Source organism: Amycolatopsis sp. NPDC051128 (assembly GCF_040682715.1).
Lineage (GTDB): Bacteria > Actinomycetota > Actinomycetes > Mycobacteriales > Pseudonocardiaceae > Amycolatopsis.
This window is the reverse complement of record NZ_JBFBBN010000059.1, coordinates 1-24,352: the sequence shown is the minus strand read 5'-3', so window position 1 is coordinate 24,352 and position 24,352 is coordinate 1. Positions and strand designations below refer to the sequence as shown.

Genomic DNA, 24,352 nt, shown 5'->3' with positions numbered 1-24,352 from the left:
CTCCCGCCGTCAGACTGTTACTCCGGAGTTACGGATATTAGCGGCTGTGAGCTTGCTGTGGGTGTGCTGATTGTGTCGGCGCCGCGCCTTAAGGTGATCTCGAGAGCCGGCGGCACAGGACGAGGAGGCGATGCGCGTGCGGCGGTCCGCCGTCCTGCTCAGTGTCGCGGCGATCCTGCTGCTCGGCGCGGCCTTCGTGATCTTCGCCGGCCGGCAGCCGCGATCCGCCGCCACGCCCGACGCCGTCGACGCCGTCCCGGCGTCGGCGCCGGACCTGCCCACGATGTCCAGCCCCGCGGTCGGCGCGCTGTTCATCGAAGGGTCGCACTACTGCACGGCCAGCGTCGTGCACAGCGAGCGGGGCGACGTGCTGCTGACCGCGGCCCACTGCATCCACGACGGCGAGGGCGGCGGCTATCTCACCGGCCTCACCTTCGCGCCCGGCTACCACGACGGCGTCGCGCCGTTCGGCTACTGGACGGTGTCCGACGAGCTGGTCGCGCCCGGCTGGAGCGCGTCGTCGGACCCCGACCTCGACGTCGGCTTCGCCACCGCGCACCAGGCGGGCGCGACGAGGTCCCTGGAAAGCCTGGTCGGCGCGAACACCCTGGCCACGGGCAGCGGCTTCGAGCAGGCCATCACCCTCACCGGCTATCCGGACGACTCCGACGTGCCCGCCGTGTGCCGGAACACCACCAGCCAGCAGGACACCTACCAGCTGAAGGTGGACTGCGCGGGCTTCCCGACCGGCACCAGCGGCGGGCCGTGGGTCGCCGGCCAGGACCCGAAGACCCGGCTCGGCACGGTCATCGGCGTCATCGGCGGGTTCGAGTCCGGCGGCGACGACCCCGACACGTCGTACTCGAGCTACTTCGACACGGACGTCCTGGCGCTCTACCGGCAGACGACCGCTCGCACCTGAGGCGGCATGATGCGGGTATGAGCGACCCCGTCGACGTACCCATCACCGGCGAGCCGATCCGGCTCGGCCAGTTCCTCAAGCTGGCCGGCCTCGCCGAAGACGGCTCCCACGCGAAGGACCTGATCGACGCGGAGGAGGTCACGGTCAACGGCGAGGTGGAGACCCGCCGCGGCCGTCAGCTGACCGACGGCGACGTCGTGGCGGTCGGCCCCGACCGCGGCAAGGTCATCCTGGTCCGCTGAGCCGGGTCAGGCGACGCTGGTCAGCGGGGGTAAGCCGAGCGAAGCGGCGAGAGCGTCCAGTTCGCGGCGCACCGGGCCGGCCAGCGGCACGCCCAGCGCCCGGCACTGCTCCAGGTGCTGGGCCTCGCGCCAGCCCGGGTAGCGGATCGGCGTGTCGTCCTGCCAGCCGAGCATGCTGCCGAACAGCGCGCTCGCCGCGCGGGAGAAGCCGTCGACGCTGCGCAACGTCGTCGGCGCGATCGCCAGCACCAGCAGGCCGGTGTCGTGCTCGTGGTCGGCGACGCCGGAGAGCACCCCGGCGAGGACCTCGACCAGCAGCGTCAGCCCGGCGGCTTCGGCACCCGGGCGGTCCAGGTCGAAGACGAACTCGGGGTACGCGCCGCCCGGCGCCGCCATGCCCAGCGGGTTGACCGGCCGGCCCGGCTCGCCGCCGGCGGCGAGCACGAGCCCGATCATCGCGTGGGGCAGGGCGCGCGCGGCGTGGTGGCTCGCGCGGCCGAACAACTCGACGCCGCGCATCGAAACGAGCCCGACGCCGAAGCGGCCGGCCCGCGTCACCGCCCGGTCCACCGCGTCGCCGACGGCCCAGAGCCCGGGCGCGCGGCGGTAGTCGATCAGCGCGGCGGCGCCGCGGTCGGCGATCATCAGCGGCTTGGCGTGCGGCACGACGAGCCCGTTCTTCAGCAGTGGCAGGTGGACGCGGGCCAGCTCGGCGACCCCCGTCTCCGGCGAGCCGGTCAGATCGCCGTGGCAGAGCGCCTCGGCCGCGATGCGGGCACGCACCTCGGGCAGGCCGTGGGCGGCGAAGACGTGTGCCACGAGGGTGACCAGATCGTCGGCCCGCACACGGGGCCAGTCCTGTTCCGGGACCGGGGTTTTCGGCGCTTCTTCTTCGAGAATGCCGGGTTCGGGGCGGACGGAGCGGAAGGGACGCGGTCTGAGGGGCACCGCCCCGACACTGCCCAGCCCAGGTACGGGCGTCAACGAGGTGGGCCCGGGCCTAACCGACCGTGTGATCGGGACGTCCGAAGAGTCGTACCCTGGGCGACATGTGCCGAAACATCACCACCCTCCGGGGGCTTCAGCCGGCCGCGACCGGCGAGGAGATCGAGGCCGCGGCCCGCCAGTACGTCCGCAAGGTGACCGGTGTGCAGTCGCTTTCGGACGCCACGCGCGAGCCGTTCGAAGCCGCGGTCGCCGAGATCACGGAAATCACCACGCGGCTGCTGGAGCGGCTGCCCGAACGCCGTCAGCCGCCGGCGACCGTGCCGCCGCTGCGCCGGCCCGAGGTCCAGGCGCGGATCGCCGCGAAGGCCCTGCGCCAGCCCTGATTCACCACTCGCGGCCGCGCGCCAGGTCACGCACATCGTTTCCCGCCTCGATAGGGTGGCCGCATGGGTGGACAAGCCTTGGTGCTCGGCGGTGGCGGGGTCGCCGGAATCGCGTGGACGACGGGGCTGCTGGCCGGGCTGGCCGATCGCGGCCAGGACCTCACCGGCGCGGACCTGATCGTCGGCACCTCGGCGGGTGCGGCGGTCGCGGCGCAGGTGACCAGCGGTCTTCCGCCGGCCGAGCTGTTCGCGCGCCAGGCCGAGCCGGCGCGCCAGACGCCGGAAATCCCGGTGGACATCGACTTCGAGAAGTTCGCCGCCGACTTCGGCGGAGCGCTCACGGGTGCCACGACCCCGGCCGAGGTGCGGCGCGGGGTGGGGCAGCTGGCGCTGAGCGCCGAGACGGTGTCCGAAGTGGACCGTCGCGCGGTGATCGAGGCGCGCCTGCCGTCACACGACTGGCCCGAACGGCGCCTGGTGATCGTGGCGGTCGACGCGGAGACGGGCGAGCCGCGCCGGTTCGACCGCGCGTCCGGGGTGTCCCTGGTCGACGCGGTGGCGGCGAGCTGCGCGGTCCCCGGCGTCTGGCCCCCGGTGACGATCGACGGCCGCCGCTACGTCGACGGCGGCGTCCGGTCGGCCGAGAACGCCGACTACGCCGCGGGCTCGACCCGGATCACGGTCGTCGCGCCGCTGGGCCTGGACTCGCCGCTGCCGGCGGAGAAACCACTGCTCACCGTGCTCGACGAACTGCGCGCGGCGGGCGCGGAGGTCGCGCTGATCACCCCGGACGAGGCTTCGGTCGCGGCGATCGGCCAGAACCCCCTCGACCCGTCGACCCGCACCCCCGCCGCCGAAGCGGGCCGCGCTCAGGGCGCCGCGCTGAAGCTCGGCTGGAGCTGACCGGCACGGCTCAGGTCGCCCGTTGCCCGTCGGCTACCCTCGTGGGGCAGGGGTAGCGTGTCCGAGCGGCCGAAGGAACATGTCTTGAAAACATGCGAGAGGGCAACCTCTCCGTGGGTTCGAATCCCACCGCTACCGCACTGAAACACCGCACTGAAACACCGCACTGAAACACCGCGCTGTGACCCGGGCGCCGGCCGCGCCCGGGTTCAGCTTTCCGCCTCCGACAGGTGCTCCAGCACGCGCTCGAACGCCGCCGCGATCGTCGCCTGTTCCTGGGGGCTCAGCAGGTCGATGAGGTGCTCGCGCACCCCTTCCACGTGCGTCGGCGCCGCGGTCGCCAGCAGCGCCAGGCCTTCGTCGGTCAGCTCCGTGATGACACCGCGCTTGTCCTCCGGGTCCCGGCCCCGCCGGACCAGCCCCGCGCCCTCGAGCCGGCCGACCTGGTGCGAAAGCCGGCTCTTCGTCGACCCCATCAGCACGGCCAGCTCGGACATCCGCATCCGGTAGGCGTCCTGCATCTCCAGGCAGACGAGCACTTCGTAGTCGGTCAGTGACACGTCGTGCCGGTCGGTCAGCTCGCGGTGCAGCCGCTGCCGGAGCCGCAGGGTCGCCACGACGTAGGAGCGCCACGCCGCCATCTCGGCTTCGTCCAACCAACGCACAGGCCGCTCCTCGGTCATAAGGCAGCGTAGAACGCTGATCAAGGGACCGGGCGGTCCGGGTCCGAGTCGGTTGCCGGTAAAAATGCCGTCGCAACATCGCCCGAAGGTGGGGTTACGAAAAGGTTGAGACTCGGCCCGAAAAGGCGCATTCTTCTTGTCGGCGGACGGTTGGCCAGGTATGCGGCACGACGACGGTGACGTGCGGCCCGGCCCCCCGCCAGGAGAGGTCAGGTGGTTGCGTGGCGGGTGATTCTCGCGGTTGACCGCCAGCTGCGTCCCCGCGACCGGCACGGACATCTACCGGATCGGTCGCGACTGCGAACAGCGATGGACGGGCTTCCATGCGTTCACGCATACGGCGTCGATCGGGCCTGTATCCGGTCACGGCCTCGGCAGCCGTGACGACAGCGCCTGAACGTCGGCCCGGAAGCGGCCAACCGCCCGACAAAGACACAACTCGGTACAGAGCCTGGGTGCGCCCGTCAGTACGACGGCCGCACCCAGGCTTGTCACTGGCCCGGCTCAGGAACGAACGGCGCAGTAAGATTCGCGCGTGAGATTCGACGACGACGCCGGTCTGGACACCTCCGAGGTCCAGGATCTGCGCGGTAGCGGTGGTGGCGGCGGGATCGGCGGCCGCGTGGCGCTCGGCGGTGGCGGACTCGGCGTGGTGGGGGTGATCATCTACTTCGTGCTCTCCCAGCTCGGCGGGGTCAGCATCGGCGACGGCAGCGGGAGCGGCCTCGGCGGCGTCGGGTCCGGCCAGCAGGTCGACAACTCGAAGCTCGCGAGCGAGTGCAAGACCGGCGCGGACGCCAACAAGAACCACGACTGCGCCATCGTCGCCATCGTCAACTCCGTCCAGGACTACTGGACGCAGCAGTTCGCGCGCTCCGGTTCGACCTACCAGAGCGCGCCGACGAAGTTCTTCAACGGCGGCGTGCGCACCGGCTGCGGCAGCGCGACCTCCGACACCGGCCCCTTCTACTGCCCGGCCGACTCCGACGTCTACATCGACCTCACCTTCTTCGACGAGCTGAAGACCCGCTTCGGCGCACAGGGCGGCCTCTTCACCGAGGCGTACGTGCTCGCCCACGAGTACGGCCACCACGTGCAGAACCTGCTCGGCACGTCGAAGAAGGGCACCGGCACCGGCCCGACGTCCGGCTCGGTGCGCCTGGAGCTGCAGGCCGACTGCTACGCCGGCGTCTGGGCCAACCACGCCTCGACGACGCCGACCGAGAGCGGCAAGCCGCTGATCACCGACGTCACCCAGGACGACATCGCGTCGGCGCTGGACACCGCCTCCCGCATCGGCGACGACTACATCCAGGAGAAGCTCGGCGGCGGCCAGGTCGACCGCTCGAAATTCACCCACGGCACGTCCGCGCAGCGCAAGAAGTGGTTCACCACCGGCTTCCAGACCGGCGACCCGGCTCGCTGCGACACCTTCGGCACCAGCAGCCTGGGCTAAGGCACGACGAAGGGGCCGTCCCGGCATCGGGACGGCCCCTTCGGTCTGTACTCAGGCAGTCAGCGCGTGCGGGTCTCCGGCCACGGCGTGCGCGGACAGGTTCCGCTGCGCACCGCGTTCGGCGGCCTTCTGCTTGGCCGACTTGGCCTGGCCGGGCTGGACGCCGTTGACGCTCTCGGTGCTCGTCGCGTAGACGCCGAGGGCCCAGGCGACGCCGTCCGAGTTGCGGTCCAGCGCGACCCGGTCGATGTTGCCCAGGTTGTCGCAGGCCTGGTGATAGCACGGGTCGAACGCGACGCCGGCCGTGCCGCCCCACTTCGCCGCCTGCGCCGGGGTCTTCACCACCTCGGCGCCGGTGTCCAGGCCGCCGGCCGGGATGCCGACGGCGATGAACTCGCCGTAGTCCGAGCGGCCGGTGAAGTCGGTGCCCTCGACGGACACGCCGCGTGCGGCCCGCATGAAGTCGACGAAGGTCTTCTCGATCTGCGCCGAGCCGTACGGGCCGGCGCCCGCGCCGACGCCGTCGGAGTTGTCGCCGTCGTAGGCGAAGTAGCCGGCGTTCGGCGAGCCGATCATGTCGAAGTTCAGGTACAGCGCGATGTCGAGCTGCTGCTCGAAGCTCAGCGAGTCGACGTAGTGGGTCGAGCCGATCAGGCCGAACTCCTCCGCGCTCCAGAAGCCGAAGCGGACGGCGTTGTTGGCCTTCGGGCTGCTTCCGAGCTGCAGCGCGGTCTCGAGCAGGGCCGCCGAACCGGTGCCGTTGTCGTTGATGCCCGGGCCGGCCGGGACGCTGTCGAGGTGCGCCCCGAGCATCACGACGTTGTCCTTGCGCCCGGTCTTGGTTTCGGCGATGACGTTGTAGCTGGTGCGCGCCTCCTGGAGGGTGCGCAGCTCCAGGGTCACCGGCTGCCCGGCGAGCGCGGCCAGCTGTGCCCCCGCGGCCGCCGTCACGCCGCCGGTCGGGATCTTCGCGTTCGCCGGGTCGCCCAGCGTGCCGTTCACCGGACCGTCGGTGTTGTTGTAGATGACGGCGCCGATCGCGCCCGCCGCCGCGGCGGTCGCCTGCTTCTGGGCGAACGAGCAGCCGCCGCGCTTGATCAGCGCGATCTTGCCCGCGACGTCCGCGGTGTAGTCGGTGGCCTCACAACCGCTGGTGTTGTCGACCGGGATCACCGCGAGCGGCGCGGTGATGCCGCCGACCGGCGTCGACGTCGTGTACGCCATCGCGATGACCGGGACGTCCGCGCCGCCCGCGGTGAGTTTCTCGGCCAGGGTTTCCGAGTAGGTGAACGGGAATTCCTGGCGGGTCACCTGGTAACCGGCCGCCTCGAGCTTGGTCGCGATGTATTCGGCGGACTTCTTGTGGCCCTCGGTGCTCGCCGCCCGGGTGCCGCCGTTGGTGTCGGCGATGCGCTGGAGGGCGATCAGGTGCCGGTTGACGCCGTTGGCGTCGACCTTCTTGACGAGTTCTTTCGCCAGGGCGGGGCCGGCGGGGACCGCGTTCGCGGCGGCGGCCGGGGTCAGGCCGAGCACCAGCGTCGCGCCGGCGGCCAGGGCCACCGGCTGGAGGAATCTCTTACTGAAAGGTGACATGGTTGCTCACCTTTGTTCCCTTTGTGAAGCCCGTCAATGCTTCGTTCGGCGGGACTTTCCGCGGTCGGTATACAGTCGACACATGTACGCGATCACCATCCGTGAACCAGGTGACCCGGACGTTCTCGAGTGGGCGGAGGTGGCGGATCCGCGCCCCGGCCCCGGCGAAGTGCTGCTCGAAGTCGCGGCGAGCGCGGTGAACCGGGCGGATCTGCTGCAGCGCCAAGGCCACTACCCGCCGCCGCCCGGCGCCAGCGAGATCCTCGGCCTCGAATGCTCCGGCACGGTCGCGGAACTCGGCGAAGGCGTCCAAGGCTGGTCCGTCGGCGACGAGGTCTGCGCGCTGCTCGCCGGCGGCGGCTACGCGGAAAAGGTCGTCGTCCCCGCCGGGCAGCTGCTGCCGGTGCCCGGTGAAGTCGAGCTGCTCGCCGCGGCCGCGCTGCCCGAGGTGGCCTGCACGGTGTGGGCGAACGTAGTGATGCACGCGAAGCTCACCGAGGGCGAGGTGCTCCTGGTCCACGGCGGCGCCGGCGGGATCGGCACGCACGCCATCCAGGTCGGCAAGGCGCTCGGCGCGACCGTCGCCGTCACCGCCGGATCGGACGAGCGGCTCGAAAGCTGCCGCCAGCTCGGCGCCGACATCGCGATCAACTACAAGGAAAAGGACTTCGTCGAGGTGCTCCGGAAGGAGACCGGCGGCGCGAACGTCATCCTCGACAACATGGGCGCGTCCTACCTCGGCCGCAACGTCGACGCGCTGGCGGCCGACGGCCGGCTGGTGATCATCGGCATGCAGGGCGGCGTCAAGGGCGAGCTGAACGTCGGCGCGCTGCTCGGGAAGCGGGCCTCGGTGTTCGCCGCGGGCCTGCGCTTCCGGCCGCTGGACCAGAAGGCGGCGATCGTCGGCGACGTCCGCGCCAGGCTGTGGCCGCTCGTGGAGGAGGGTTCGGTCAAGCCGATCGTCGGCCAGGTCGTGCCGATGGCCGAAACCGCGTCCGCGCACCGGATCCTGGAAGAGGGCAGCGTGTTCGGCAAGGTCTTGCTGGCCGCGAAGTCCTGAGCGACGTCAGCGCAGTTCTTCGAGGACGCGCACCAGCTGGTTGATCTCGAAAACGTTGGAGTAGTGGGCGAGCCCGATCCGCACGGCGCCGCCCACTTCTCCCACGCCCAGCGACGCGAAGACGCCTGACGTCCCGTCGTCGGCGAAGGCGCACAACCCCTGCGAAGCCAGGTACTCGGCGACCTCGGGTGACTTCTTGCCGGCGACGGCGAACGCGAGCGCGGGGATGCGGCGCATGGCGTTGCCGATGACCATGATGTGCCGCAGCGTCAACAGTTCCGTCGACAGCTGGGCGAGCAGCCCGGCGTGGTACGACTTCGCCGAGCCGAGCGAGGTGACCAGGCGCTCGCGGCGCGATCCGCTGGCGGCGTCGTCGAGGCCCGCGAGGTAGTCGATCGACGCGATCAGCCCGGCCAGCAGCGGGTACGCGTGCGGGCCGAGCTCCAGGCGCGCGGCCCCGCGCGCCATCGGGTCGAGGGAGGCCGACGGGATCCGCTCGATCAGCTCGGGGTCGCGGAAGACCAGCGCGCCCACGGACGGCCCGCCCCAGGCCTGGGCGGACACGACCATGACGTCCGCGCCGAGGGCGTTGATGTCCAGCGGCAGGAACGGCGCGGCGTACGTGGCGTCGACGACGACGAGCGCGCCGACCCGCTTGGCGAACTCGATGATCGTCGGCACGTCCGGCCGGGTGCCGACGGAACCGGACGCCAGCGTGACCGCGACGGCCTTCGTGCGCGCCGACACGAGCTGCTCGTACTGCCACGCTGGCAGCTCGCACGTCTCGATGTCGATCTCGCCCCAGCGCACGACCGCGCCGACGCGCTTCGCGGCGCGCTGCCACGGCGCGAGGTTCGCCTGCTCGTCGAGCCGGGACACGACGAGCTCGTCGCCGATGGTCCAGCGCTCGGCGAGCGCGTCGACGAGCCGGCGCAGCATCACCGGCGCGCTCGGCCCGAGCACGACGGCGGCCGGATCGGCACCGACCAGGTCGGCCACGGCCCGGCGGGCCGCGGTCACGATGCTTTCCGCGCGCTGTGAGGCCGGAAACGCTCCGCCCGGTCCGGACACCGGGGCGCGCATCGCCGTGGAAACGGCCGAAGCGACCTGTTCCGGTACGAGCATTCCGGCGGCGCCGTCGAAGTGGATCCAGCCGTCACCCAGCGCGGGAAAGAGCCCACGGATACGAGCGACGTCAAACGCCATGGGGAACACCGTACGGACGTGCGGTTTCGCCGTGCGTCCGGGGTTGGGTGGAGAGCCACCGGGAACCCCGATAGCCGCTACGCTCGGACACGGGCGCCCCATGGGTGTCGCGGAGCGTGTCGAACGCAAGCCAGGATGGAGCACATGACCGAGCCGAACTTCCGGGAATCGGGCACAGCGGGTGACACCGGCCACGAATCTTCACCCCACGTGGTGGTCGTCGGGCCGGACGGCACGCCGGTGGGCGCGGCACAGCTGCCCGCGGACGACGCGGAGCGCAACGAGTCGGTCGGCGACCTCGTCGAAGAGCCGGCGAAGGTGATGCGGATCGGCACGATGATCAAGCAGCTGCTGGAGGAAGTCCGCGCCGCCCCGCTGGACGACGCATCGCGCACACGCGTGCGCGAGATCCACCAGACGTCGATCCGCGAGCTGGAGAAGGCGCTGGCGCCGGAGCTGCAGGACGAGCTGGAGCGCCTGGTCCGTCCCTTCACCGACGACTCGACGCCGTCGGACGCGGAGCTGCGGATCGCGCAGGCTCAGCTGGTCGGCTGGCTGGAGGGCCTGTTCAGCGGGATCCAGACGGCGTTGTTCGCCCAGCAGATGGCGGCGCGGGTCCAGCTGGAGCAGATGCGCCGCGGCTTGCCGGCCGGCCCGTCGGCGGCGGGCGGCGGGCACGAGCCGCCGCACGGGCCGGGGATCTCGGGGACCGGCCAGTACCTCTGAGACTGCCGGCGGGGTTGTCCACAGACCACGGGGGATGTGGACAACCCCTGTGGACAACTACCGGCCGCGGAAGAACGCCCGAATGTCGCCGATCAGGGCGTCCGGTTCCTCCAACGCCGGGAAGTGGCCGCCTCGCGGGAACTCCGTCCACTGGACGACCTTGTCCGTCCGCTCCGCCAGCGTGCGGATCGGGAGGCCGATGTCGTCCGGGAAGACCGCCACACCGGTCGGAACCGTGTTGGCCGGGGGCGGTGCGCCCCAGCCGCCGGTGAGGGCCGCGTACAGCCGGGCCGACGAGTTCGCCGTGCCCGTGAACCAGTAGATCGAGACGTCGGCCAGGAGGTCGTCGCGGTCGATCAGGTCCGTCTCGGTGTTCGAGAACGACCGGAACTTCTCCGCGATCCACGCCAGCTGACCGGCCGGGGAGTCGTGCAGGCCGTACGCAAGCGTTTGCGGCTTGGTCGACTGGATGATCGCGTAGCCGGTGCCCTCGTAGGAGAACTTTCGCCCCTTCTCCAGCGAACGCTTCCCTTTTTCGAGCTCCACACCCTCGAGCCCTTCGAGATCGTCTTCGCCGCGCACCACCGCGGACGCCAGCATCGTCACGTGGATGCCCAGCAGCCGCTCCGGGAACTGGACCGCCAGTTCGCGCGAAATGATCGCGCCCCAGTCGCCGCCGTGGGCGCCGAAGCGGTCGTAGCCGAGCCGGGTCATCAACTCCGCGAACGCCCGCGCGATCCGGTCCGGCCCCCAGTTCGGCTCGGGCGGCGGACCGGAGAACCCGTAACCGGGGATCGACGGCGCCACCACGGTCAGCGCGTCCGCCGGGTCACCACCGTAGGCGCGCGGGTCGGTGAGCGGGCCGATGACGTCGAGGAATTCGACGATCGAGCCGGGCCAGCCGTGCGTGAGCAGCACCGGCGTCGCGTCCGGCTCGGGCGAGGTGACGTGCAGGAAGTGCACGTTCGTCCCGTCGATGGTGGTCGTGAACTGCGGAAACCCGTTGATCCGCGCTTCCTGCGCCCGCCAGTCGAAGCCCAGCCGCCAGTGTTCGGCCAGCTCACGCACGTAGTCGACGGGAGCCCCGAGCCGCCACCCGGCGTCGGCGGGCTGGTCGGGCCAGCGGGTGTTCGCGAGCCGCGCGCGGAGATCGTCGAGCTCGGCCTGCGGGACGTCGACGCGGAAGGGGCTGATCTCTGAGGTCATGCTTCAACGGTAGAAGCGATCGAGGACAGCCCCGGTCCTCGATCGCCTAACGCCGCGGGCAGATCAGGAGTTCGCCCGCCGGCAGCCCGCGGTCGCAGTCGAAGCGGCCGCGCAGGTCCGCCGCGACTTCGGGTGGGAGCCCGTCGACCGGCAACCAGGACGACTGCACCACCAGGTACCGGGCGTTCGTCCGCTCGAGACACGCCAGGTTCTCGCGGTAGCTCTCCAGCTCCCGCACCGCCGGGAGATAAGTGCCGCGCCGCACGAAGACCGGCGCCGGGTAACGGCAGTCGGTGGGGTTGCCGAAGAAGTAGGCCATGTCGCCGAACGCGAGGTACAGCACCGGGGTGTCCGCGCCGATGCGCGACCGGACCGGCTCGAACAGTCGCTCGTCGAGGCTCGCGGCCGCGGCGCGCTCGGAGTTCGTGTAGCCGGCGTGGATGGCGTCGAACGAGTAGGGCGCGCCCGGCCAGACCGGGACGACCAGTGCGGCGAACGCCGCGGCCACCGCCACCACCGGCCACGTCCGGACGTGGTCCTTGGCCGCGGCCGCCACCGCGATGGCCACCACCGCCGTCAACACGGCGTACACCGGCGTGCCGTGGGCCACGCGCCAAGCCGCCGGAGCGGCCGAGACGATCGGCGCGCCCACACCGAGCACGAGGGTCGCCAGCACCAGCGTCCGGGGCGGACCACCGTGCTCGGCGGACCAGCGCGCCACCGCGAAACCCCACAGTCCCGCGGCGAACGGGACCAGCGCCGCGAGGTGGTACTGGAACCACTGCCCCTGGACCACCACCGCCGCCAGCACCACGACCACCGCGGCCGCGGGGAAGCCGAGCCAGGCCAGGCGGGCGCGCCGCCCGGGCGCCATCCGGACCAGGACCACGACGCTCACCGGGAGCAGCGCAAGCAGCGGCGCCACCATGGCTTCGTTCAGCATGGTCACGAGCAACGTCCGTGCGTCGCTCCACAGCAGTCCGCGGCCCAGCGGACTCGCGCCGTTCAAGGCGGACAGCTCGCCCAGCCACCGCCATTCCCGCGGTTCGACCCACACCGTCAGCCCGAACAGCCCCAGGCAGATCGGCACTCCGAGCGCGCCGGTCAGCAGCGCGCGACGCCGGTCGAGGACCACGAGCACGCCGAGCGCCACCAGCGCGGTCGGCACGGTCGTGTACTTGACGAGCACGGTGAGGGCCAGCAGCGTCGCGCCCGCCGCGGCGGCGACCAGCGGCTGACGGATCCGGAGCGCCGCCCCGATCGCGCCGGCCGCGAACACCGCGGCCAGCCACTCCGGCTGCAGGAAATCCCAGTTCGGCGCGAGGGCGAGCGCGACGCCGGCCATCGCCGCGGTGGCCGTGGCTTCGGCGACCGTCCGGTACCGCATCAGGCCGGCCCGCAGCAGCACCGACGCCAGCAGGACGACGAGCAGCGCCGCCACCCGCACCACGGCTTCCCGGCCGGCGACCGGCAGCGAACCGCCGGCGTCGCCCAGCGCCAGCACGAGCCGGTAGACCATCGGCCGGTGCACGAACACCTCGGACGGCGCGAACCCAGCGCGACCGGCCGTCTCGAGCGTGCCGAGGACGAACCGGACGTCGTGGTCGAGCCCGGTCCAGGCGACGGTGAGCGCCAGCGGGACCAGGAGCAGGAGGCACCACCACAGCAGGCCCCGCCGGGACACGGCGGGCACGGTGACAGCCAACCGGCTCAGCTGCTTGCCTCGGGGCGTGCCGCGAGTCCTTCTTCGAGCCGGGCCAGCCGCTCTTCGTACTTCGAGATCGCCGCCAGCCGGGCGCGGATCCGGGCGTGTTCGGCGCGGACCTCGTCGGCTTCGTCGGACGCGTACTCCAGCCGTTCCGCGAGCCGCGCGACCGAACCGGGACGCTCGAAGGCCGCGACACGCGCCTCGAGCGCCGCGAGGTGCGGCGCCAGCCGGCGCTGCTCGTCGTAGAGCCACTTCACGTGCCCGTCGAGGTCCTTGGTGGCCTCTTCCGTGTCGTGGCGCAGCGCCGCGATGTCCGCGTGGAGCGCGTCCAGTTCGGGCTTGATCCGGTCGAACGCGATGGTCTCGATCCGCGGCCGCAGCTTGGCGAAGACCGGTCGCCCGGCCGCGCGGGCGAGCGCCTTGGCTCGCGAGACCGCCGCCTGAATATCACTCACTGCAGAATCTCGATTCTTCCGGAGTCACGCCAGGTGGTCAGCAGCCGGGATTCCGCGTGGAGCCGGTGCTCCGCCGTCACGCCGACCTTGTCGCCCCAGGCGTGCTCGAAGTCGGTCTGGCCGGGCCGTTCGATGATCGACACCCCGGTGAGGCGCACCACCGCGTCGGGGAAGAGCTCCTGGCACAGGTACGTCACGAGAGTGCCCGTCGTGGCCCACACGTGCTCCTCCGGCGTGAGCCCGAGCAGCCGGCTGAGGGGCAGCACGAACCGCCGGTTGGAGATGGGCACGAACCCGAGGTCGGCGGGCCACCAGTCGGGCAGGGTCTCCGGCTCCCAGAAGAGCCGTCCCGGCTCGGCCAGCAGGTAGAGGCGCGAGGTGTAGTCGGCGAAGGTGTACGGCGAAACGACGACACCCCGGTGGATCACCACGACGTCCGTGCGGGTGCCGTAGGTGGGCTCGGCGTCCGGCTCGTCCAGCGCGAACGTCGTCATCCGGAAGACGAGGTCACTGCCGTCGATCAGCGCGGCACGCCGGGCGTCCGGCGCCATGGGCGCGTTCCCCACCACGGCGATCGTGCCGACCTGCTGACCACGGGCGTAGGCGAGCAACAGTTCCCGAAGCATGCGACCGGTATCACCCTCGTCGAGCCGCCCGGACGTTTCGTCTGCGAATTGAGTCCGATTCATTGCTTCCTTACCGACATGTCCACCTCGTGGTGACCCGCCAGGTGCCGGGCCGCGGTCCGGCGGCAGCCGAGCAGACGGACAATAGCCGACAGACCCCGTCTCCCCACCGGACAGGTCGGGAAAATCGTCACCACCTGGAAGGAGCGCACTGTGACCGCGCTGGCCATCGTCCCGGCGAGGGGCGGCTCCGTCGGGCTGCCGGGCAAGAACCTGGTGCCCTTCCAGGGCCGTCCGCTGGTCGCGCACACGGTGCACACCGCCGTCACGGCCGGCATCGCCGACGTCGTCGTCACGACCGACGACGCCGACATCGCCGCCGCGGCCGCGGCCGAAGGAGCCCGCACGGTCGAGCGGCCCACCCACCTCGCGGAGGCGACGAGCCGGACCCTGCCCGCGGTCCTGCACGCGATCGACGCGCTGGACGTCGCGGATTCGACGATCATCCTGCTGCTCCAGCCCACTTCGCCGTTGCGGACGGCGGACGACATCGCCGAGTGCTTCGACATCCACGCGGACCGGCCCACCGGCTCGGTCGTGCAGATGTGCCGGTCGACGGACCACCACCCGCTGAAGGTGTGCCTGGAGACGCCGGACGGCGGCATCGCCCCGGTCCGCGACTGGGCCGACCTCGAAGCCCCCCGGCAGACGCTGCCCGTCGTGCTGCGGCCCACCGGCGGGATCTACCTGGTGCGCGCCGGCGACCTCCGCCGTCAGGAACGCTTCTTCATCCCGGAGGTGCGGCCGCAGTTCGTGCCGGCCGAACGCGCGATCGACATCGACTCCGCGGCCGACCTCGTCGTGGCCGAGCAGCGGGCGGCGATGCACCGCTGACTAGCGGTCCACGAAGGCCTTGTACAACGAAGGCCGCCAGATCTCGTCGCCTTCGAGCAGTTCGATGATGCGGCGGTGCGCGCCCGGTTCGCCGAACGCGGTGTGCGGCTCGCACCGGCCCATCGCACGCGCCTTGCCGATCCCAGCCGTCACGGCTTCGGCGGTGGGATCGACCGCGAGCACGCTCGGGGCGACCGTGCGGTTGCGCTGCCGCGTGCCGACGGTCACCGACGGCGTGCCCAGCACCGGCGCCTCCCGGACGCCGGCGCTCGAGTTGCCGAGCACGACCGCCGCGTTCTTCATCAGCGTGATGAAGTACTCGAAGCGCATCGACGGCAGGCGGACGAACCGAGGGCCCCGGAGCCGGTCGAGCTCGCTCCGGATCTCGCGGCAGCCTTCGTCGTTGTTCGGGTCGATGACGACCCAGTTGCCCTCGGTGAGCACCGCGTCGACCACGGCCGCCGCGTTGCGCCGGTTGAGGTCGCGCTCCGTCGTCACCGGGTGCAGGGCGAGCAGGCCGTAGTCGGTGAACGGGATCTCGTAGTGCCGGCGCACCTCGTCGAGATCGGGCAGCCGCGACGACGTCAGGACGTCCACCTCCGGGCTGCCGACGACGAAGATGCGGTCCTCCTCCTCGCCGAGCTGCAGCAGCCGGCGGCGGGCCTGCTCGTTGGCGACGAGGTGCACGTGGGCGTGCTTCGACAGCGAATGCCGGATCACGTCGTCGATCGTGCCGCTGACCTCGCCGCCTTCGATGTGCACGACCCGCACGTTCGCCAGCGACCCGACGATCGCGCCCGCGAGCGCTTCGACACGGTCGCCGTGCACGACGATCGCGGCGGGCTGCTCCTCGTGCACCAGCCTGGCCAGCGCCTGGACGGTGTTGGCCAGCACAAGCGCCATCGGCTCGTCCTCGATCTGGTTGGGGATCAGGTGCAGCCGTTCCAGCCCCGCCAGCTCGATCTCACGCACCGTGTAGCCGTAGCTACGCAGCATGTGCATGCCGGTGACGACGATCCGGGCGGACAGCACCGAGCTCTTCTGCACGGCGAGCATGACGTCGCGCAGCTTCCCGAAGTCGGCGCGGGTCCCGGTGAGGAACAGAACCTCACGCCGCCCGGTCTCAGCCAAGGTCCGCCCAGCTCACTTGCGTGTTCGCGGGCAGTGCCCGCGTGGTGACCCGGCCGAGCAGGCTGTCGAAGTCCTTGGCCTTGATCTCGCCGGTCCCCGGCCGCTTGACCCAGATGTTGCCGGTGGTCAGCGCCTCGCCCTCGGCGACGTCCTTGGTGGTGACGACGCATGCGTACGCGAAGTCGATCGTCGGCTGTTCCTCGGCCAGGATCTGCTTCGAGCCTCCCCGCGCGGCGTGGATCAGGCGCGACCCCTTGACCAACTCGGCGAACTCCGCGGGAGTCGACGAGACCGGGATGTCCGGCCCCGGCCAGCTCATGTCCGAGGTGAAGTGCCGCTCCAGCACCGAGGCGCCGAGCGCGACCGCACCGAGGCACGGGTAGATCGTGGTGGTGTGGTCGGAAAGTCCGAGTTCGGCGTCCGGGAAGGCCGCGTGCAGCTCGGCGAGCGCCCCGAGCCGGACCTGCTCGGGCGGCGTGGGGTAGAGCGACGTGCAGTGCAGCAGGGCGAACCCCACGCCCGCCTCGCGGAGGATCTCGACGGCGGGCGTGATCGACGCGATGTCGTTCATCCCGGTGGACAGGATCACCGGCTTGCCGAACGAGGCGACGTGCCGGATCAGCGGGTAGTTGTTGCACTCACCCGAGCCGATCTTGAAGCCCTCGACCCCGAGCTCGGCCAGCCGGTCGGCGGCCGCACGCGAGAACGGCGTCGAAAGGAAGACCAAACCGCGCTCCTCGGCGTGCGCCTTGATCTCGCGCTCGTCCTGGGCGGAGAGCGCCACCCGGTTCATCATGTCCCAGATCGGCTCGTCCGCGTTGCCGGGGACGACGTCGTTGGGGATCATCTCGTCGTCGACCACGTGCGTCTGGATCTTGACGACCTGGACGCCGGCGTCGGCGGCGTCGTCGACCATCCGGTGCGCCTTCTTCGGGTCGCCCTCGTGGTTGATCCCGATTTCGGCGATCACGAGCGGTGGGTGGTCGGCGCCGACCGGGTGCTCACCGAGCGTGAACATGTGAAACCTCCAGGTCGCTGCGTGGGCTGCGGGCCGCTCACGACCTTAGCCGGTTCTCCGGCACCACCCCGGCCGCCCGAGGCGAGCGCCCCTGGACGGGCGCCGCTCGTCCCATCGGTACCCTCGTCCACGTGCATGCCACCAGCACGGTTCAGGCCGCGGACTCACCCGTGACGACCTCGGCTCCGCCGACGTCGGACAGCAAGACGTTCGCGCGTGCCTTCGCCGACATCAAGGCCGGTTTCCAGGCGCGCCAGCTGTGGGGTCACCTCGGCTGGCAGGACATCAAGCAGCGCTACCGCCGCTCGGTGATCGGGCCCTTCTGGATCACGATCAGCCAGGCGGTCATCGCGCTCGGGCTGGGGCTGCTGTACTCACAGCTGTTCCACTCGCCGATCCAGGTGTTCCTGCCCTACCTGTCCACCGGCTTCATCCTGTGGGGCTTCATCAGCGGCTGCCTCGCCGAGGGCATGGAGACGTTCATCTCCAACGAGGGGCTGATCAAGCAGCTCCCGGCGCCGCTGAGCGTGTACATGCTGCGCACGGTGTGGCGGCAGACGCTGCTGCTGGCGCACAACATGATCGTCTACGTCGTCGTGCTGGTGATCTTCTTCAGCGCGCTCGACAACCGGTACTCGCTGGGCTCGCAGGACGGACTCTGCGGCGGCGACCTCTTCTGTCACCCCGGCCTCAGCTGGAACATCCTGCTGGCCATCCCCGGCTTCCTGCTGCTCGCGCTGAACGCGGGCTGGGTGACGCTGCTGCTGGGCATCATCTCGACCCGGTTCCGCGACATCCCGCAGGTCATCAACTCGCTGATCCAGCTGCTGTTCTACGGCACGCCGATCGTCTGGCCGGTCGACCAGCTGCTGGGCGGCGGGGCCCGCGCGAGCATCTCGTGGGTACTGCCGATCATCCAGCTGAACCCGCTCTACCACTTCATGCAGGTGGTCCGGGCGCCCTTGCTCGGGCAGTCGTTCACCCCGGGCAACTGGATCGTGGTCGGCTCCATCACCATCGTCGGGTGGGCGCTCGCGCTCGTCGCGATGCGCAATTACCGTGCCCGCGTCTCCTACTGGGTGTGACACATGGTCAGCATTGACGTCCACAACGCCTTCGTCGACTTCCCGATCTTCGATGCGAAGACGCGGTCGATGAAGAAACGCGTCCTCGGCAAGGTCGGCGGCAAGATCGGCACCGACACGAAGGTGCCGATCATCGAGGCCCTGCACGACGTGACCCTGAACCTCCGCGAGGGCGACCGCGTCGGCCTCGTCGGGCACAACGGCGCCGGCAAGTCCACGCTGCTGCGGCTGCTGGCCGGGATCTACGAGCCGACCCGCGGGTCGTCGCGGATCGAGGGCAAGATCGCGCCGGTGTTCGACCTCGGCGTCGGCATGGACCCGGAGATCTCCGGCGAAGAGAACATCATCATCCGCGGCCTGTTCCTCGGCATGACGGCCAAGGAGATGGAGAAGCGGGTCGACGACATCGCGGAGTTCACCGAGCTCGGCGACTACCTGCAGATGCCGCTGCGGACGTACTCGACCGGCATGCGCGTGCGGCTGGCGCTGGGCGTCGTCACGTCGATCGACCCCGAGATCCTGATCCTCGACGAGGGCATCGGCGCGGTCGACGCGGCGTTCCTCAACAAGGCCCGCGACCGCCTCAAGGACCTGGTGAAGCGCTCCGGCATCCTGGTGTTCGCCAGCCACTCGGACGAGTTCCTGTTCGAGCTGTGCGACACGGCCATCTGGATGGACGAAGGCCACCTCAAGCAACAGGGTTCGCTGCGGGACGTCCTCACGTCGTACAAGGGGCGCGACCCCTTCGAAAACATGAGCCAGGAAACCTTGGCGCGCTTCGGCGTCGAGCCGGTGGCGACGACGAACGGCGGGGAATGATGGCCAGCGAGACCCGGCAGCTGCCCGACGGCGCGGTCGTCGGCGTGGTCGTCACGCGGCACCGGCGGGAGCTGCTCGCGGACTCGCTGAAGATCATCGCGGCGCAGACCCGGCCGGTCGACCACCTGGTCGTGGTGGACAACGGGCCGGACGACTCGGCCCGCGACGTCGTCGAGAACTACCCGCCGCCGGTCACGTACCTGCCGTCGCACCGGAACCTCGGCGGCGCCGGCGGGTTCGCGCTGGGCATGCTGCACGCGCTGTCGCTGGGCGCGGACTGGGTCTGGCTGGCCGACGACGACGGGCGCCCGGCCGACGAGAACGTGCTCGCGATCCTGCTGGCGGAAGCGGAAAAGCGGAACTTGGCGGAGATTTCGCCGGTGGTGTCGAACATCGACGCGCCGGACAAGCTGGCCTTCCCGCTGCGGCGCGGCCTGACCTGGAAGCGGTCGCAGTCGGAGCTGGGCGTGGACTTCCTGCCCGGCATCGCGTCCCTGATGAACGGCGCGCTGTTCCGCGCGTCCACTTTGGACGTCGTCGGGGTTCCGGACCTGCGGCTGTTCTTCCGCGGCGACGAGGTGGAGCTGCACCGGCGGCTGGTCCGCTCCGGGCTGCCGTTCGGCACCTCGCTGAAGACCAAGTACCTGCACCCGGACGGCTCCGACGAGTTCAAGCCCATGCTGGGCGGCCGGTTCCACGCGCAGGACCCGGAGAACGAGGTCAAGCGCTACTACACGTACCGCAACCGCGGATTCCTGTTGTCACAGCCCGGAATGCGCAAGATCGGGGCGCTGGAGATCCTCCGCTTCGGCCTGTACTTCGTGGGCGTGAAGCGGGACCCGAAGGCGTTCCTGCGGTGGCTGAAGCTGGTGCGGCAGGGCCGGGCGGAGAAGTTCTACCGCTACTGAACCCAGACGAAAGGCCCCCGCTGCGGCGGGGGCCCTTTCGTCCGTTCATTCGCCGATGACCGGCGGTGCCGTGCGCAGGTCGGTGCCGAAGACCTCGTCGGGGTCACCCTCGACCAGGTACGTCGGGCGCGAGTGCTCCGTGTCCTCGTCGCCTTCGCCCTTCTGGCCGCGCCCCATGCCGCCGCCGGGGCCCATGCCGCCACGGCCGCCGGCGCCGAGCCCGCCCATGCCGCGGCCGGCCGCCGCTTCGGCCGCACCGATACCGCCCGGCCGGGCCGCACCCGACGCGGCGCCCGCGCCCGTCGCGTTCCCCGCTCCGGAACCGCCGGGGCCGAAGCCGCTGCCGCTACCGCGGCCACCGCCCCCGCCGACCTTGGAGTTGTAGGCCTCGTCGCCGCCGAAGTTCATGCCGCCCATGGGCATCGGGCTCATCGGCGGCATGCCGCCGAACTGCTGGTTCGGGTTCGGCGGCGAACCGCCGGGCACCGAGCCGGGGGTGAAGCCCGACGGCGTGGTCGTACCCGAAGGCACGAAACCCGAGCCGGTCGTCGAGCCCGGGCCGGAGAAGGAGTGTCCGGCGGGGCCGCCGGTCCCCGGGACGTTGCCGGTGGCGAAGTTGCTGGTCCCGCTCGGCGTGTTCACGTGGTTGCCGGTCGGCATGTTGACGTTGGCTTCGCTGATCCCGTTCTTGTCACCACTGCCGTTGGGCTCCCCGCTGCCCCCGCCGGTGCTGAAGCTGGGCGGCGGCGCGAACGCGGGCTGCTTCGACGCGGCCTCGTAGAGGTTCTTGTCGTAGGTCGCCATGACACTGGCGGCCTGGTCGTGCGCCGCCTGGCTGTCCTTCTGCTTCTGGATGGAGCTGTCGACGTTGTCCGCCAGGTTGAACGGGTTCGACGTCGCCCAGCCCTTGAACTCGTCCTTCCAGCTGAACGGGATCGGGGCCGGCATGGAGTTCTTGGCCGTGGCGGCCGCCTGGCCCTGGTCGTAGATCGTCTCCGAGGCCAGCTTCGCGTTCTGCGAGTTGGCGTCGGACCACTTGCTCAGGCTGGTGAAGTACTGCTGCGCGTTTTCCGCCGCGCTGCCTTCCCAGGTGCCCTTCGAAGCGTTGACCGCGGCGGTCATCGACGTGGCGAACTTGTCGAAGACCTGGTGGACCTTGTGGTAGGCGGTGGAGACGTCCGCCACCTGCTCGACGTTCAAGTTACTCTCCAGGAACGCCTGGAGCTGCGTGTGGTCGGTCCCCTTGTAGTCCGCGTTGGGCGCGTGCAGCCCCTGGACGTACTCGACGTCGCGACCCTTGGTGGCCTCCGCGACGTTCTTGTCGCCCATCTTCTGGGACTGGTTCTTCGCCTGGGCTTGGGCGATCCACTGCTGGACCGGGCCGAACAGCCAGCTGCCGGGCTCGACGCCCTCTTCGGCCTTCTGCTGGAGGTAGGCGTCCCGCTCGGCGGGCGCCATGTCCTGGACTTCTTGGGGCGTCTTGTCCTCGGTCTTCGGCCGCGGGCTCTGTCGCGTCGTCATCTGGGTTCCCCTATCCCTTCGGCAACCGCGGTTCGACGGCCTTCGTGGCCACTTCTTCGGCGATCCGGCAGGCCTCTTCCGACGATTCGACCGCCGTCACCGCCACGTCCACCCGGGACGAATCACCGACGGCCAGCCCGAGTGTGCACCCCGGAGCGACTCCATCCAGCGATTCCTTTGCCTTCCGGCCGTTGATCTCCTTGTCGGCCACCCCGCGACCGGTGTCCCTGACCTGGTCGACCGAGGCGTTGTCGCGGACGTTCGCACCGACGACCATGCCCTTGTCGCTCGCCGAGGCGGTCTTCTTCTGATAGCTGCACACGCGCGCGCCGCCAAGGGTCTCGTTCTCCGGGGGCCTGAACTCGCCGTAGCCGGTCAGATCGCCCGGTTCGAGTAGCGAACAGGGATCGGTGATCGATTCGGTCCCGCCCCCACCCGACGACGAGCTCGCCGGGGCGCTCGGCTCGCCGGCCGACGGCGACTGCGCGGGCGATGCCGTTCCACCCTGGGTGCTGGTGCAGCCGGCCAGCAGTGCGCCGCCGGCGACGAGCGGAAGTACGACACGAACGAGGAGTTTCTTCATTACCTCAGGCCTGCTTGGTCTGGAGCGAGGAGAAGGCTTGGCTCTCGGTTTCCTTGTACAGGCCCGCCGCCCGCGCAAGGGCCTCGTCTGCCTGCTGGGCGACCGTCTTGAGCTGGTTCAACACCGCCCTCGCCGAGCTTTCGGCTTCCGTGGCGCCCTTTTGGTCGTGAGAGGCCACAGTTTGCCCGTAGGGGTGGCTGCCGAGCTGAGGAGCCTGGTCCAGCGCCGCGGTCTTGTAGCCCAAGCCGTCGAGGTCGGCCACCAGGTCGTTCAGCGCGTCCCGGATCGGCTTGACGCCCTCCGGCGTGATCTTGAACCCGCCACCCTTGGCCGCGTCGATCAGCTTCTGCGTTTCCGCCGTGACGCTTTTGACGGCGGCACTCATCCCAGCCGAGGAGAGCGGGTTGACGATGTCCGCGATCGAGCCGCCGCCCCCGCCGTCAGCCAACTGCATCGCTGTTCCACCCCGAATTCACTTCGCCCGTGCGTGTGCACCTGGGAGTCTACTAGCCGGGCACCCGGCACAACGGCCGTTCACCGATCTTCACCTCGGACGCGGCCCCGGCGCGGCCGGTTCCCGACGCTCAGAACTGCCCTTCGAGCTGGGCATACAGCTGCTGGGCCAGCCGGGCGTTGTCGGCCGGGGCGTAGGTGAGCCAGCGCTGGCCGTCGGCGGCCGTGCGGGACGACATCAGCCAGCGGCCCCCTGGGGTGTCGAACCAGGCCAGCGGAGGGAACGTGCCACCGGGGGTCTGGGCCGTGAACTGCCCGATGCGCTTCTTCGGCTCCTGGAAGACGCGCTCGATCATCCGGACCTGAGGGCCGCCGGCGTTGCTGTTCGAGCGCGGGCCGGAGACGCCGGCGAACGGGTCGTACGCGTCGTCGCGGCGCTGGTGGCGAGGCTGCTCCACCGGGCGCGAGATGGTGACCGACTGGCCGGGCGCGGCCGGGGTGAGCGGGAGCAGGTCGACGATCGCCGGCACGATGCCGGTCGGGCGGACCTCCTCGAAGACGATGAGGTTCTCCTCCTGCCGGGCGAGCACCGCGAACTGGCCGTCGGACGCCACGCGCGCGAACAGGTGCCGGTCGCCCAGCTCGGCGGCCGCGTTGATCACCACGCGGCCGCGGACGAAGGTGGCCAGCGCCAGCTCGGCGTCCGGGTCGAGGCGGCCGCGCTGCCACAGCCCGCGGCCGGTCAGGTCGCGGATGACGGCGTCGCGGATCATCGCGCGCTGCTCGACGGTGGTGCCGATGTGCGGGACCTCGAACGGCGTCGGCGCGCGGCCCAGCCCGAGCTGTTCGAGCAGGATGTCCACCGCTGCCAGCGACAGCGAGAACGAGTGAGGCATCGCTTCTTCCCCCCGCGGGTTTCTTCCGGCTCCGGAAACGGTAGTCCACCGCACACCGGTCCCGCAGCCGGATGCTGTGCCCTCAGCGAACTCCCTTGCCGAGCGAAGATCGCCGCTGGTCCGATGGACAGATGGCTGACCCGAAACCCGCACTCGTGCTGCACCTCGCCACCGGCGGCGAGCCGCTGCTGTTCGCCCTGACCACCGAAGAATCCGGGAAGCTGGCGGGCAGGCTCGCCCAGCTCGTCCGGTCCGGCGCGGTCGAGACGGTGACCACCAAGGACCACTCGGAGGTCGCGATCAACTTCACCCACGTCGCCGCCGCGTACGTCGACGATCTCACCCGGAAGAGCACTGTCTTCGGCATGCACGGCTGACGCACGAAGGCCGCCTCACGGCGAGCGTGAGACGGCCTTCGAGGAACCGTGATCAGAGCTTGTACAGGCGCTTCCAGTTCTCGCGCGAGGTCAGCTCGGGCATGGCGCGCTTGTACTGCTCCTGCACCGCCGCGCCTTCCTTGCGCAGCCGCTGGACGACCTTCGCGCCGCGCTTGGCCAGGTCGAACATCTTCGCCTTGTCGTAGGAGCGGACGCGGACGCCTTCCTGGTTCGCGTCGGTGACCACCGCGGTGTCGAACAGCGCGATGTGCCACCAGTTCGCCTCGTCGATCGGCACCGCGCCGAGCCCGAACCGGCTGCGGCCGAGCACCCGGTCGAGGATCCGCTTGATCAGCACCAGGCGCTGCATGCTGGGCCGCGGCGCGCTGTTGATGATGCCGATGTCGTTGGAGGCGATGCCGGGGACGTCGGTGGCCTTGTGGCGTTTGGTTTCCGGGTAGGCGTCGCGGATGCGGCGGATTTCCTGCATCGCTTCGACGCCGCCGTCACGCAGGATCTGCGGGCCTTCCAGGAAGTCCTCGACGGCTTT

General features: G+C 70.7%; 26 protein-coding genes, 1 tRNA gene and 1 pseudogene. 13 read left to right on the top strand and 15 right to left on the bottom strand.

The genetic code is table 11. The features are described 5' to 3' along the window. Positions 1–130: 130 nt before the first annotated feature. Complete coding sequence (locus tag AB0M82_RS39040; protein ID WP_364733385.1) at positions 131–922, top strand: trypsin-like serine protease; 792 nt, start codon at positions 131–133, stop codon at positions 920–922. Between the two features lie 17 nt (positions 923–939). After that, a complete protein-coding gene (locus tag AB0M82_RS39035) occupies positions 940–1,164 on the top strand; it encodes an RNA-binding S4 domain-containing protein (RefSeq protein WP_257926244.1) in 225 nt (74 codons plus the stop codon). A gap of 6 nt (positions 1,165–1,170) precedes the next feature. On the opposite strand, the gene AB0M82_RS39030 is transcribed toward AB0M82_RS39035, so the two are convergent. Then, complete coding sequence (locus AB0M82_RS39030) at positions 1,171–2,112, bottom strand: Ldh family oxidoreductase (RefSeq protein WP_364733383.1); 942 nt, start codon at positions 2,110–2,112, stop codon at positions 1,171–1,173. Between the two features lie 101 nt (positions 2,113–2,213). On the opposite strand from AB0M82_RS39030, the gene AB0M82_RS39025 reads away from it, so the two are divergent. The 3 genes from AB0M82_RS39025 to AB0M82_RS39015 all read left to right on the top strand — a co-directional run bounded on the left by AB0M82_RS39025 (position 2,214) and on the right by AB0M82_RS39015 (position 3,536). Beyond that, positions 2,214–2,495 (top strand): DUF2277 domain-containing protein, encoded by a 282-nt coding sequence (locus AB0M82_RS39025; RefSeq protein ID WP_364733381.1) that lies wholly within the window; start codon positions 2,214–2,216, stop codon positions 2,493–2,495. A gap of 63 nt (positions 2,496–2,558) precedes the next feature. Continuing rightward, positions 2,559–3,398, top strand: a complete 840-nt coding sequence (locus AB0M82_RS39020) for a patatin-like phospholipase family protein (protein WP_364733379.1) — start codon at positions 2,559–2,561, stop codon at positions 3,396–3,398. Positions 3,399–3,449: 51 nt separating this feature from the next. Then, positions 3,450–3,536, top strand: a tRNA-Ser gene (locus AB0M82_RS39015). A gap of 71 nt (positions 3,537–3,607) precedes the next feature. On the opposite strand, the gene AB0M82_RS39010 is transcribed toward AB0M82_RS39015, so the two are convergent. After that, complete coding sequence (locus AB0M82_RS39010; protein ID WP_364733377.1) at positions 3,608–4,081, bottom strand: MarR family transcriptional regulator; 474 nt, start codon at positions 4,079–4,081, stop codon at positions 3,608–3,610. Between the two features lie 535 nt (positions 4,082–4,616). Here AB0M82_RS39010 and AB0M82_RS39005 point away from each other — a divergent pair. After that, on the top strand, positions 4,617–5,537 hold the full coding sequence (locus AB0M82_RS39005; protein ID WP_364733375.1) for a neutral zinc metallopeptidase: 921 nt from the start codon (positions 4,617–4,619) through the stop codon (positions 5,535–5,537). 51 nt (positions 5,538–5,588) lie between these two features. Here AB0M82_RS39005 and AB0M82_RS39000 read toward each other — a convergent pair whose 3' ends face one another. Continuing rightward, entirely contained in the window at positions 5,589–7,130 is a 1,542-nt protein-coding gene (locus AB0M82_RS39000) for a M28 family metallopeptidase (RefSeq protein WP_364733372.1), read from the bottom strand. Between the two features lie 82 nt (positions 7,131–7,212). Between AB0M82_RS39000 and AB0M82_RS38995 the strand changes: the two genes are divergently transcribed. After that, positions 7,213–8,190, top strand: a complete 978-nt coding sequence (locus tag AB0M82_RS38995) for an NAD(P)H-quinone oxidoreductase (protein ID WP_364733369.1) — start codon at positions 7,213–7,215, stop codon at positions 8,188–8,190. A gap of 6 nt (positions 8,191–8,196) precedes the next feature. On the opposite strand, the gene AB0M82_RS38990 is transcribed toward AB0M82_RS38995, so the two are convergent. Beyond that, a complete protein-coding gene (locus tag AB0M82_RS38990) occupies positions 8,197–9,396 on the bottom strand; it encodes a cysteine desulfurase-like protein (RefSeq protein ID WP_364733366.1) in 1,200 nt (399 codons plus the stop codon). A gap of 135 nt (positions 9,397–9,531) precedes the next feature. Here AB0M82_RS38990 and AB0M82_RS38985 point away from each other — a divergent pair, with 135 nt between their 5' ends. After that, complete coding sequence (locus tag AB0M82_RS38985; protein ID WP_364733363.1) at positions 9,532–10,122, top strand: bacterial proteasome activator family protein; 591 nt, start codon at positions 9,532–9,534, stop codon at positions 10,120–10,122. Positions 10,123–10,179: 57 nt separating this feature from the next. Here the strand turns inward: AB0M82_RS38985 and AB0M82_RS38980 are convergent, their stop codons facing one another. Genes AB0M82_RS38980 through AB0M82_RS38965 form a run of 4 tightly spaced genes read right to left on the bottom strand, consistent with a single transcriptional unit; the run spans position 10,180 to position 14,117 of the window. After that, a complete protein-coding gene (locus AB0M82_RS38980) occupies positions 10,180–11,328 on the bottom strand; it encodes an epoxide hydrolase family protein (protein WP_364733361.1) in 1,149 nt (382 codons plus the stop codon). Positions 11,329–11,374: 46 nt separating this feature from the next. Continuing rightward, the gene (locus AB0M82_RS38975; protein WP_364733358.1) at positions 11,375–13,012 is read right to left on the bottom strand and encodes a hypothetical protein; all 1,638 of its coding nucleotides are present in this window, start codon (positions 13,010–13,012) and stop codon (positions 11,375–11,377) included. 26 nt (positions 13,013–13,038) lie between these two features. Next, positions 13,039–13,491 (bottom strand): hypothetical protein, encoded by a 453-nt coding sequence (locus AB0M82_RS38970; protein ID WP_364733355.1) that lies wholly within the window; start codon positions 13,489–13,491, stop codon positions 13,039–13,041. Beyond that, on the bottom strand, positions 13,488–14,117 hold the full coding sequence (locus tag AB0M82_RS38965) for a hypothetical protein (RefSeq protein ID WP_364733353.1): 630 nt from the start codon (positions 14,115–14,117) through the stop codon (positions 13,488–13,490). Before AB0M82_RS38965 ends, AB0M82_RS38970 begins: the two co-directional genes overlap by 4 nt. A gap of 213 nt (positions 14,118–14,330) precedes the next feature. Here AB0M82_RS38965 and AB0M82_RS38960 point away from each other — a divergent pair, with 213 nt between their 5' ends. After that, entirely contained in the window at positions 14,331–15,011 is a 681-nt protein-coding gene (locus tag AB0M82_RS38960; protein ID WP_364733350.1) for an acylneuraminate cytidylyltransferase family protein, read from the top strand. Here AB0M82_RS38960 and neuC read toward each other — a convergent pair whose 3' ends face one another. Further along, a complete protein-coding gene (neuC, locus tag AB0M82_RS38955) occupies positions 15,012–16,142 on the bottom strand; it encodes a UDP-N-acetylglucosamine 2-epimerase (protein ID WP_364733348.1) in 1,131 nt (376 codons plus the stop codon). It abuts the gene before it with no gap. Continuing rightward, complete coding sequence (locus AB0M82_RS38950; RefSeq protein WP_364733346.1) at positions 16,135–17,160, bottom strand: N-acetylneuraminate synthase family protein; 1,026 nt, start codon at positions 17,158–17,160, stop codon at positions 16,135–16,137. The genes neuC and AB0M82_RS38950 overlap by 8 nt, the downstream gene beginning before the upstream one ends. A gap of 131 nt (positions 17,161–17,291) precedes the next feature. Between AB0M82_RS38950 and AB0M82_RS38945 the strand changes: the two genes are divergently transcribed. Genes AB0M82_RS38945 through AB0M82_RS38935 form a run of 3 tightly spaced genes read left to right on the top strand, consistent with a single transcriptional unit; the run spans position 17,292 to position 19,972 of the window. Beyond that, entirely contained in the window at positions 17,292–18,245 is a 954-nt protein-coding gene (locus AB0M82_RS38945) for an ABC transporter permease (protein ID WP_364733343.1), read from the top strand. A gap of 3 nt (positions 18,246–18,248) precedes the next feature. Further along, positions 18,249–19,064, top strand: a complete 816-nt coding sequence (locus AB0M82_RS38940) for an ABC transporter ATP-binding protein (RefSeq protein WP_364733341.1) — start codon at positions 18,249–18,251, stop codon at positions 19,062–19,064. Continuing rightward, positions 19,064–19,972 (top strand): glycosyltransferase family 2 protein, encoded by a 909-nt coding sequence (locus AB0M82_RS38935; protein WP_364733339.1) that lies wholly within the window; start codon positions 19,064–19,066, stop codon positions 19,970–19,972. The genes AB0M82_RS38940 and AB0M82_RS38935 overlap by 1 nt, the downstream gene beginning before the upstream one ends. Positions 19,973–20,017: 45 nt before the next feature. On the opposite strand, the gene AB0M82_RS38930 is transcribed toward AB0M82_RS38935, so the two are convergent. The 4 genes from AB0M82_RS38930 to AB0M82_RS38915 all read right to left on the bottom strand — a co-directional run bounded on the left by AB0M82_RS38930 (position 20,018) and on the right by AB0M82_RS38915 (position 23,425). Next, entirely contained in the window at positions 20,018–21,493 is a 1,476-nt protein-coding gene (locus tag AB0M82_RS38930; RefSeq protein ID WP_364733337.1) for a hypothetical protein, read from the bottom strand. A 10-nt stretch (positions 21,494–21,503) separates the two neighbouring features. Beyond that, entirely contained in the window at positions 21,504–22,076 is a 573-nt protein-coding gene (locus AB0M82_RS38925; protein ID WP_364733335.1) for a DUF3558 domain-containing protein, read from the bottom strand. Positions 22,077–22,080: 4 nt separating this feature from the next. Next, the gene (locus AB0M82_RS38920) at positions 22,081–22,530 is read right to left on the bottom strand and encodes a hypothetical protein (RefSeq protein ID WP_364733332.1); all 450 of its coding nucleotides are present in this window, start codon (positions 22,528–22,530) and stop codon (positions 22,081–22,083) included. A 130-nt stretch (positions 22,531–22,660) separates the two neighbouring features. Further along, complete coding sequence (locus AB0M82_RS38915; protein WP_364733330.1) at positions 22,661–23,425, bottom strand: ESX secretion-associated protein EspG; 765 nt, start codon at positions 23,423–23,425, stop codon at positions 22,661–22,663. Between the two features lie 131 nt (positions 23,426–23,556). On the opposite strand from AB0M82_RS38915, the gene AB0M82_RS38910 reads away from it, so the two are divergent. Further along, positions 23,557–23,802 (top strand): hypothetical protein, encoded by a 246-nt coding sequence (locus tag AB0M82_RS38910; RefSeq protein ID WP_364733328.1) that lies wholly within the window; start codon positions 23,557–23,559, stop codon positions 23,800–23,802. A 52-nt stretch (positions 23,803–23,854) separates the two neighbouring features. Here the strand turns inward: AB0M82_RS38910 and AB0M82_RS38905 are convergent. Beyond that, positions 23,855–24,352, bottom strand: a pseudogene (locus tag AB0M82_RS38905) (glycosyltransferase family 2 protein); the annotation flags it as partial.

Coding starts and splice junctions, on each gene's coding strand:
- AB0M82_RS38935 (WP_364733339.1), top strand. CDS start 19,064: ATGGCCAGCGAGACCCGGCAGCTGCCCGACGGCGCGGTCGTCGGCGTG.
- AB0M82_RS39025 (WP_364733381.1), top strand. CDS start 2,214: ATGTGCCGAAACATCACCACCCTCCGGGGGCTTCAGCCGGCCGCGACC.
- AB0M82_RS38920 (WP_364733332.1), bottom strand. CDS start 22,530: ATGCAGTTGGCTGACGGCGGGGGCGGCGGCTCGATCGCGGACATCGTC.
- AB0M82_RS38985 (WP_364733363.1), top strand. CDS start 9,532: ATGGAGCACATGACCGAGCCGAACTTCCGGGAATCGGGCACAGCGGGT.
- AB0M82_RS38990 (WP_364733366.1), bottom strand. CDS start 9,396: ATGGCGTTTGACGTCGCTCGTATCCGTGGGCTCTTTCCCGCGCTGGGT.
- AB0M82_RS39020 (WP_364733379.1), top strand. CDS start 2,559: ATGGGTGGACAAGCCTTGGTGCTCGGCGGTGGCGGGGTCGCCGGAATC.
- AB0M82_RS38995 (WP_364733369.1), top strand. CDS start 7,213: ATGTACGCGATCACCATCCGTGAACCAGGTGACCCGGACGTTCTCGAG.
- AB0M82_RS38910 (WP_364733328.1), top strand. CDS start 23,557: ATGGCTGACCCGAAACCCGCACTCGTGCTGCACCTCGCCACCGGCGGC.
- AB0M82_RS38950 (WP_364733346.1), bottom strand. CDS start 17,160: ATGTTCACGCTCGGTGAGCACCCGGTCGGCGCCGACCACCCACCGCTC.
- AB0M82_RS38915 (WP_364733330.1), bottom strand. CDS start 23,425: ATGCCTCACTCGTTCTCGCTGTCGCTGGCAGCGGTGGACATCCTGCTC.
- AB0M82_RS38930 (WP_364733337.1), bottom strand. CDS start 21,493: ATGACGACGCGACAGAGCCCGCGGCCGAAGACCGAGGACAAGACGCCC.
- AB0M82_RS39035 (WP_257926244.1), top strand. CDS start 940: ATGAGCGACCCCGTCGACGTACCCATCACCGGCGAGCCGATCCGGCTC.
- AB0M82_RS39010 (WP_364733377.1), bottom strand. CDS start 4,081: ATGACCGAGGAGCGGCCTGTGCGTTGGTTGGACGAAGCCGAGATGGCG.
- AB0M82_RS38980 (WP_364733361.1), bottom strand. CDS start 11,328: ATGACCTCAGAGATCAGCCCCTTCCGCGTCGACGTCCCGCAGGCCGAG.
- AB0M82_RS38925 (WP_364733335.1), bottom strand. CDS start 22,076: ATGAAGAAACTCCTCGTTCGTGTCGTACTTCCGCTCGTCGCCGGCGGC.
- AB0M82_RS39000 (WP_364733372.1), bottom strand. CDS start 7,130: ATGTCACCTTTCAGTAAGAGATTCCTCCAGCCGGTGGCCCTGGCCGCC.
- AB0M82_RS39040 (WP_364733385.1), top strand. CDS start 131: ATGCGCGTGCGGCGGTCCGCCGTCCTGCTCAGTGTCGCGGCGATCCTG.
- AB0M82_RS38965 (WP_364733353.1), bottom strand. CDS start 14,117: ATGCTTCGGGAACTGTTGCTCGCCTACGCCCGTGGTCAGCAGGTCGGC.
- AB0M82_RS38940 (WP_364733341.1), top strand. CDS start 18,249: ATGGTCAGCATTGACGTCCACAACGCCTTCGTCGACTTCCCGATCTTC.